Raw genomic sequence first — 6,751 nt, forward strand, 5'->3', positions numbered from 1 at the left:
CTACAAGAATTCTGTGCCATTTATAAAATGTACTTCTCGGCACATTCTTTTGCTTACAAAATTCATATTTACTTACATTACTTTTTTTATATTCTTCTACTAGCTCTTTCCATTTTTCATTACTTATTCTTTTTTTCTTTTTTTCTAATAGCATCATTAGCCTCTATTTTTTTAGGCTTTTGTTCTACCACTTATTTTTATTCTTGCCTAGATGCCCTTATTTTAGCGCTTACGTATCAATTTCATCTCTGTCTATATTATTAGCACTCATGACTTTACCTTTATTTATATTTATATAAACTCAGTAACATAATAACTTTTGTATAAATATCAATAATTATTTAGGTATATTTTATATAAAAATTTTTATTTTCCAACTTTTAACACAGAAATAAATGCACTTTGTGGAATATTTACATTACCAACTGATCTCATGCGTTTTTTACCTTTCTTTTGCTTTTCAAGCAATTTACGTTTTCTTGTAACATCCCCACCATAGCATTTTGCTGTAACATCTTTTCTCAGTGCACTAATTGTTTCTCGTGCAATAATTTTACCACCGATCGCAGCCTGAATTGGTATTACAAATAAATGTCTAGGTATCAATTCTTTTAGGTGTTCGCATATTTCTCTTCCTCTTGTTTCTGCTTTTGATTTATGTATCAGCAAGCTTAGTGCATCGACAGATAATGCATTGATTAGTATATTAATTTTAACTAAATCACCTCTTTGATATACATCCAATTCCCAATCACAACTAGCATATCCCTTAGAGCAAGATTTTAATTTCTCATAAAAATCAAAGACTATTTCATTAAGAGGTAGCTTGTATATGAGCATTACCCTACTACCTACATAAGTTAATTCCTCTTGTTTGCCTCTTTTATCCGTACATAGACTAATAACAACACCTAAGTATTCATCTGGAACCATTATTGTCGCTTTTACCCATGGCTCTTCCATATATTCAATTTGAGTTGGATCTGGCATATCTGCAGGATTGTGTAGCTCCATCATTTTTCCTGAACGCATATATAATTTATATATTACACTAGGGGCAGTTGTAACAAGGTCTAAGTCAAATTCTCGCTCTAATCTTTCTTGAATTATTTCAAGATGAAGTATTCCTAGAAATCCACATCTAAAACCAAAACCTAATGCTTTGGATGTATCAGGTTCATATTGTAAGCTTGAGTCATTAAGTTTTAGTTTTGCTATACTATCTCTAAGTACTGGATAATTACTGGAATCAGTTGGATATATGCCACAAAAAATCACAGGCTTACTTGGTTTAAACCCAGGCAATGCCTTGTCTATAGGATTTTTTGCATCTATAATTGTATCACCAACATTACAATCAGATACTTGCTTTATGCTACCTGTAATAAATCCAACGTCACCAGCACTTAATTCATTAATTACTATTTTTTTAGGGGTAAAAATACCAACTCTTTCAATTATATATTCTGAATTTGTTGACATCATTTTTATATTCATGCCTTTTTTAAGTACTCCATCTATAACTCTGACTAATATTACAACCCCTAGATATTTATCATACCAACTATCTACCAACATAACCTTAAGATGTTCTTTTATTTTACCCTTTGGCGGTGGCAAAATATTGACAATTGCTTCTAATACATTATCAACGCCTTTACCTGTTTTTGCAGATATTTCAATTGCATTTTCTGTATCAAGTCCTATTACATCTTCAATTTGTCTTTTAATTCTATCTGGATCAGCAGCAGGTAAGTCAATTTTATTAAGTACAAGAATAATTTCATGGTTATTTTCTATTGCTTTATAGGTATTAGCAAGAGTTTGAGCCTCTACTCCTTGAGATGCATCAATAACTAAAATTGAGCCTTCACATGCAGCGAGTGATCTATCCACCTCATAACTAAAGTCAACGTGTCCTGGAGTATCAATTAAATTCAAGATGTAATCTTTGCCAGATTTTGATTTATACTTTAGCTTTACAGTCTGGGCTTTAATAGTTATCCCTCTTTCCTTTTCTATATCCATGGAATCTAATATTTGATCTGACATCTCTCTTTCTTCTAGATTACCACACATTTCAATTAGTCTATCAGCAAGAGTAGATTTGCCATGGTCAATATGAGCAATTATTGAAAAATTTCTTATATTATCTAATTTTGTCATTATATATGTGTTTTAATAAGTAATGTTATCTAAGCTCCACCGAGACTTAGGTTCAAAATCTAAATTACTATAATCTCCGTTGTTTAACCTTTCAATCCCTGCATAAGCAATCATAACAGCATTATCTGTACATAAGTTAATTGGTGGATAAAATAATTTATAACCTAAAGTACTAATATTTTCACTTAATTTTTTTCTTATATATTTATTTGCAGCAACTCCTCCAGAAATAACAACATTCTTTGAGTGTGGAAATTTAGAATTGAATAATTTAAAGGATTCCATAATTTTATGATTAATAATTTCTGAAACGGTATATTGAAATGAAACACATATATCTGATTTAGTCTTTTCAGATAATTTGTCTAATTTGTTAATTTGATTTCTTACAGCAGTTTTAAGTCCTGAAAAAGAAAAGTTGCACTCACCTTTTTTCAATAAAGGTTTTGGAAAAGTAAAAGCCTTTTCATCTCCATTTTCTGCATATTTCTCTACAATAGGGCCACCAGGGTAACCTAAATCTAATAATTTAGCAGTTTTATCAAAAGCTTCTCCTACTGCATCATCAATTGTTTTACCTATAATTTCATATTTACCAAGCTTTTCAACAATAACTATTTGACAATGTCCGCCTGAAATTAAAAGCAGTAAATATGGATAGTCAATATTTTCTGTCACTCTCGGAATTAATGCATGACCTTCAAGATGATTTATGGCTATGAACTTTTTATTAAGAGCAGAAGCTATTGTTTTTCCATACATCACTCCAACCATCACACCACCAATCAATCCAGGTCCACCAGTTGCAGCAACTGCATCGATATTTTTTAAATCAACTTTTGCTTCTTTAATTGCTTCTTCAAGTACGTGTGGTAATAATTCAACATGGCTTCTTGCAGCAATTTCTGGCACTACTCCACCAAATTTCTTATGCAAATCAATTTGAGAATAAATCTTATTAGAATAAATTTTCTTTTTATCATCTATAATTGCTACAGCAGTTTCATCACAACTAGTTTCAATTCCAAGTACTAACATTAAAAATTAGGTAAAAGTAAATTTGAGCAAGATTTTATATGATTTAGATTTATATTCAATAGATATTAAATTAATACAAAGTGACTCTTTGATTAAACATTAGATTTATGATATAATCTTGTGATGTAAATTTTCATTTAAAATAAATATATGACGAAAGAAGCTCAAAATTATAGTGCTGATTCCATTAAAGTTTTAAAAGGCCTTGAGGCTGTTAAAAAACGTCCAGGGATGTATATTGGAGATACAGATGATGGCTCTGGATTACACCATATGGTTTATGAGGTTACTGATAATGCTATAGATGAAGCATTAGCTGGTCACTGTGATAAAGTTATTATAATTTTAAATACAGACGGATCTGTCACTGTAGTTGATAATGGAAGAGGGATACCTACAGATATTCATAAAGATGAGGGTATATCAGCCGCAGAATTAATAATGACTCAATTGCATGCTGGAGGAAAGTTTGATGATAACTCTTATAAAGTTTCTGGTGGGTTACATGGAGTAGGGGTATCAGTTGTAAATGCTCTTTCAAAATGGTTAGAATTAACTATTTGGAGGGATGGAAAAGAATTTACTATGCGGTTTGAACATGGTCACAAAGTTAAAGAGTTAGAATCAAAACCAAGCGATGATCCCCAAAAAACTGGAACTCAAGTTAAATTTTTTCCATCTGATAAAACCTTCTCTCATATAGATTTTAATTATTCTACTCTAGAACATAGATATAGGGAATTAGCATTTTTAAATCCAGAAATATCTATAGAACTTTATGATAAAAGAGGAGAAGAAGAAAAATCAGCTAATTTACATTTTGAAGGTGGTATCTTAAATTTTGTAAAATATCTTGACAGAGCAAAGCATGCTATTAATAAGACTATAAGAATTACTGGTGAAGCAAATGAAATTGTAGTTGATGTAGCATTTCAATGGAATAATAGCTATCATGAAAATACACTTACTTTTACCAATAATATTCGCCAAAAGGATGGTGGTGCTCACTTGACTGGCTTTAGAGGTGCTCTTACAAGAGTGATAAATAACTATATTGAAACCAATCAATTAAATAAAAGACAAAAAATTAAAATTTCTCCTGATGATATGAGAGAGGGACTTACATCTGTTGTTTCTGTTCGTGTTCCTGATCCAAAATTTTCATCTCAGACAAAAGATAAATTAATTAGTAGTGAAGTTCGTACAGTTGTTGAATCAGTTGTTTCAGATGAATTTGCTAAATGGCTAGAAATGAATCCTAAAGATGCAAAAACAATAATTGGCAGAATGGCTGAATCAGCAATTGCAAGAGATGCTGCAAGAAAAGCAAGAGACCTATCTAGAAAACAAATAGGAAATCAAATCTCAACTCTTCCAGGGAAATTATCCAATTGTCAAGAAAAAGACCCAGCTAAATCAGAATTATTTTTAGTTGAGGGTGATTCGGCAGGAGGATCTGCAAAACAAGGGCGTGATAGAAAAACTCAAGCAATTTTACCTCTGAAGGGTAAAATACTTAATGTAGAAAGAGCTAGATTTGATAAAATGCTTAATTCTGCAGAAATTGGCACATTAATCACTGCTTTAGGAGTTGTACTTGAAGATAAAGAGTTTGATCTAACAAAATTAAGATATCATAAAATTATAATTATGACTGATGCTGATGTAGATGGTGCTCATATAAGAACTTTGCTTTTAACATTCTTTTTTAGGTATATGCCTGGATTAATTGAAAAAGGTTATTTATATATAGCTCAGCCACCATTATATAAAGTTAAAAGAGGGCAATCAGATACATATTTAAAAGATGAATTAGCTCTTCGCAATTATCTAAAAAGCATAATTTTAAAAAATTGCAATATTAAAATTAGTAATCAAGAGTTGGATGAAGATAAAGTCAAAACACTTTTGGATAACTTAATAAGATTTTCAAATATAATAAAAAACTACACAAACCAAGTGCCTGCTTACATTATTGAAGAATTATTATTTTTGGGCTTTTTTAATGATATGTCATCATCAAAGAAAATCGATTCACAGAACTTGATTAGCAGATTTAATAGACTATTTAAAAATAATCAAATTGAATGGAAAGTTATAGATGTTGAAGAGGGGTTAGAAATACATAGGTTAGAAAAGGTTGTAAAAGAAGTATATGAAATAAGTAATCATTTATTCTCTGAGAAAAATAAAGATATAATTATTGAATTAACGAACATGCTTTCTGAATTTAATAAAGATAATGAATTTACCTATAAAGATGAAAAAATTCTTAAAACTTCAACTATAACTGATTTAGTAGATACTATCTTTAATTATTCTAAAAAAGGATTGTATATACAAAGATTTAAAGGACTTGGTGAAATGAATCCAGATCAACTGTGGGAAACGACTCTTAACCCAAATAATAGAACTTTACTTCAAGTTAATGTTAACGATGCAAGCGATGCTGAGGAAGTGTTCTCAACTTTAATGGGTGATGTTGTAGAGCCAAGAAGAGATTTTATAAAAAGTAATGCTTTAAAAGTTGCTAACCTAGATTATTAATTTTATATATAAATTATAATTTATTTTGGTAGTGAAATATGTCTTGGCTTTATTTAGTTTTAGCTGGTTTTTTTGAAGTTGCTTTTGCAATAGCATTAAAGCTTTCTGATGGTTTTACTAAAACTAAATATATAGTATTATTTATACTTTTTAGTGCATGTAGTTTTTATCTGTTATCAAAGTCTTTAACAAAAATACCTATAGGAACTGCATACCTAGTATGGACTGGAATTGGTGGTGTTGGAGCTGTTATAATAGGTATTTTATTTTTTAATGAACCAGCTACCTATATGAGAATATTTTTTATAGCTTTGGCAATAATATCAATAATAGGTTTGAAATTATCTTAAACAATAACCCAAGCTGAAGATAAGAAGTTAGAATTTATACTAGATATTATCGTCATGAAGCACAATATCTCTCACAGTCATCACGAACCTCGCAAGGGGCGTGGTGATCCAGTATTGTTGCCATACTTATATTTGCTTACAACTTTTCTGGATTGCCACGGATACTTTTGACATCCTCGCAATGACGTTTTTATTTTTGTCATCACAGTAGAGTTAAAGCTCTTCTTCATGATGTATCATTACTGTAAAGACGCTGCAAGCATGTAAGCGCTAAAATAAGGGCATCTAGGCAAGAATAAAAATAAGTGGTAGAACAAAAGCCTAAAAAAATAGAGGCTAATGATGCTATTAGAAAAAAAGAATAAGTAATGAAAAATGGAAAGAGCTAGTAGAAGAATATAAAAAAAGTAATGTAAGTAAATATGAATTTTGTAAGCAAAAGAATGTGCCGAGAAGTACATTTTATAAATGGCACAGAATTCTTGTAGAAAATAAAAGAAATACAGTAAAAAATAAATTTATACCAATAAGAGTGAAAGAATGCGAAGAAGAAAGAAGTGAAGAAATAAAATCAGAGATGATAATAGAAAGTAAAAAGGTAAGCGCTAAAATAAGGGCATCTAGGCAAGAATAAAAATAAGTGGTAGAAC

Annotated in this window: 6 protein-coding genes; 3 read left to right on the forward strand and 3 right to left on the reverse strand. The window is 30.2% G+C overall.

Going from position 1 to position 6,751, the window contains the following annotated elements:
• From tnpA (EIC27_RS08335) to tsaD, 3 genes are all read right to left on the reverse strand, one after another.
• Positions 1 to 157 (reverse strand): IS66 family insertion sequence element accessory protein TnpA (gene tnpA / locus EIC27_RS08335; protein WP_410519448.1); only part of this gene is annotated, 157 nt, incomplete at its 3' end.
• A gap of 209 nt (positions 158 to 366) precedes the next feature.
• The gene (gene lepA, locus EIC27_RS05515) at positions 367 to 2,166 is read right to left on the reverse strand and encodes a translation elongation factor 4 (RefSeq protein ID WP_126045097.1); all 1,800 of its coding nucleotides are present in this window, start codon (positions 2,164 to 2,166) and stop codon (positions 367 to 369) included.
• A gap of 12 nt (positions 2,167 to 2,178) precedes the next feature.
• Positions 2,179 to 3,204: a tRNA (adenosine(37)-N6)-threonylcarbamoyltransferase complex transferase subunit TsaD gene (tsaD, locus tag EIC27_RS05520; protein WP_126045098.1), complete on the reverse strand. Its 1,026-nt coding sequence runs from the start codon at positions 3,202 to 3,204 to the stop codon at positions 2,179 to 2,181.
• A gap of 150 nt (positions 3,205 to 3,354) precedes the next feature.
• On the opposite strand from tsaD, the gene gyrB reads away from it, so the two are divergent.
• The 3 genes from gyrB (at position 3,355) to tnpA (EIC27_RS05535) (ending at position 6,735) form a co-directional block, all read left to right on the forward strand.
• Positions 3,355 to 5,751 carry a DNA topoisomerase (ATP-hydrolyzing) subunit B gene (gene gyrB / locus EIC27_RS05525; protein ID WP_126045099.1) on the forward strand — a complete coding sequence of 799 codons (2,397 nt, stop codon included), beginning with the start codon at positions 3,355 to 3,357 and terminating at the stop codon, positions 5,749 to 5,751.
• Between the two features lie 38 nt (positions 5,752 to 5,789).
• Positions 5,790 to 6,101, forward strand: coding sequence for a DMT family transporter (locus EIC27_RS05530; protein ID WP_126045100.1), 312 nt, complete (start codon positions 5,790 to 5,792; stop codon positions 6,099 to 6,101).
• A gap of 361 nt (positions 6,102 to 6,462) precedes the next feature.
• Positions 6,463 to 6,735 carry an IS66 family insertion sequence element accessory protein TnpA gene (gene tnpA / locus EIC27_RS05535; protein WP_410519463.1) on the forward strand — a complete coding sequence of 91 codons (273 nt, stop codon included), beginning with the start codon at positions 6,463 to 6,465 and terminating at the stop codon, positions 6,733 to 6,735.
• Positions 6,736 to 6,751 lie beyond the last annotated feature (16 nt).

The organism is Candidatus Aquarickettsia rohweri, from assembly GCF_003953955.1.
Taxonomy (GTDB): Bacteria; Pseudomonadota; Alphaproteobacteria; order Rickettsiales; family Midichloriaceae; genus Aquirickettsia; species Aquirickettsia rohweri.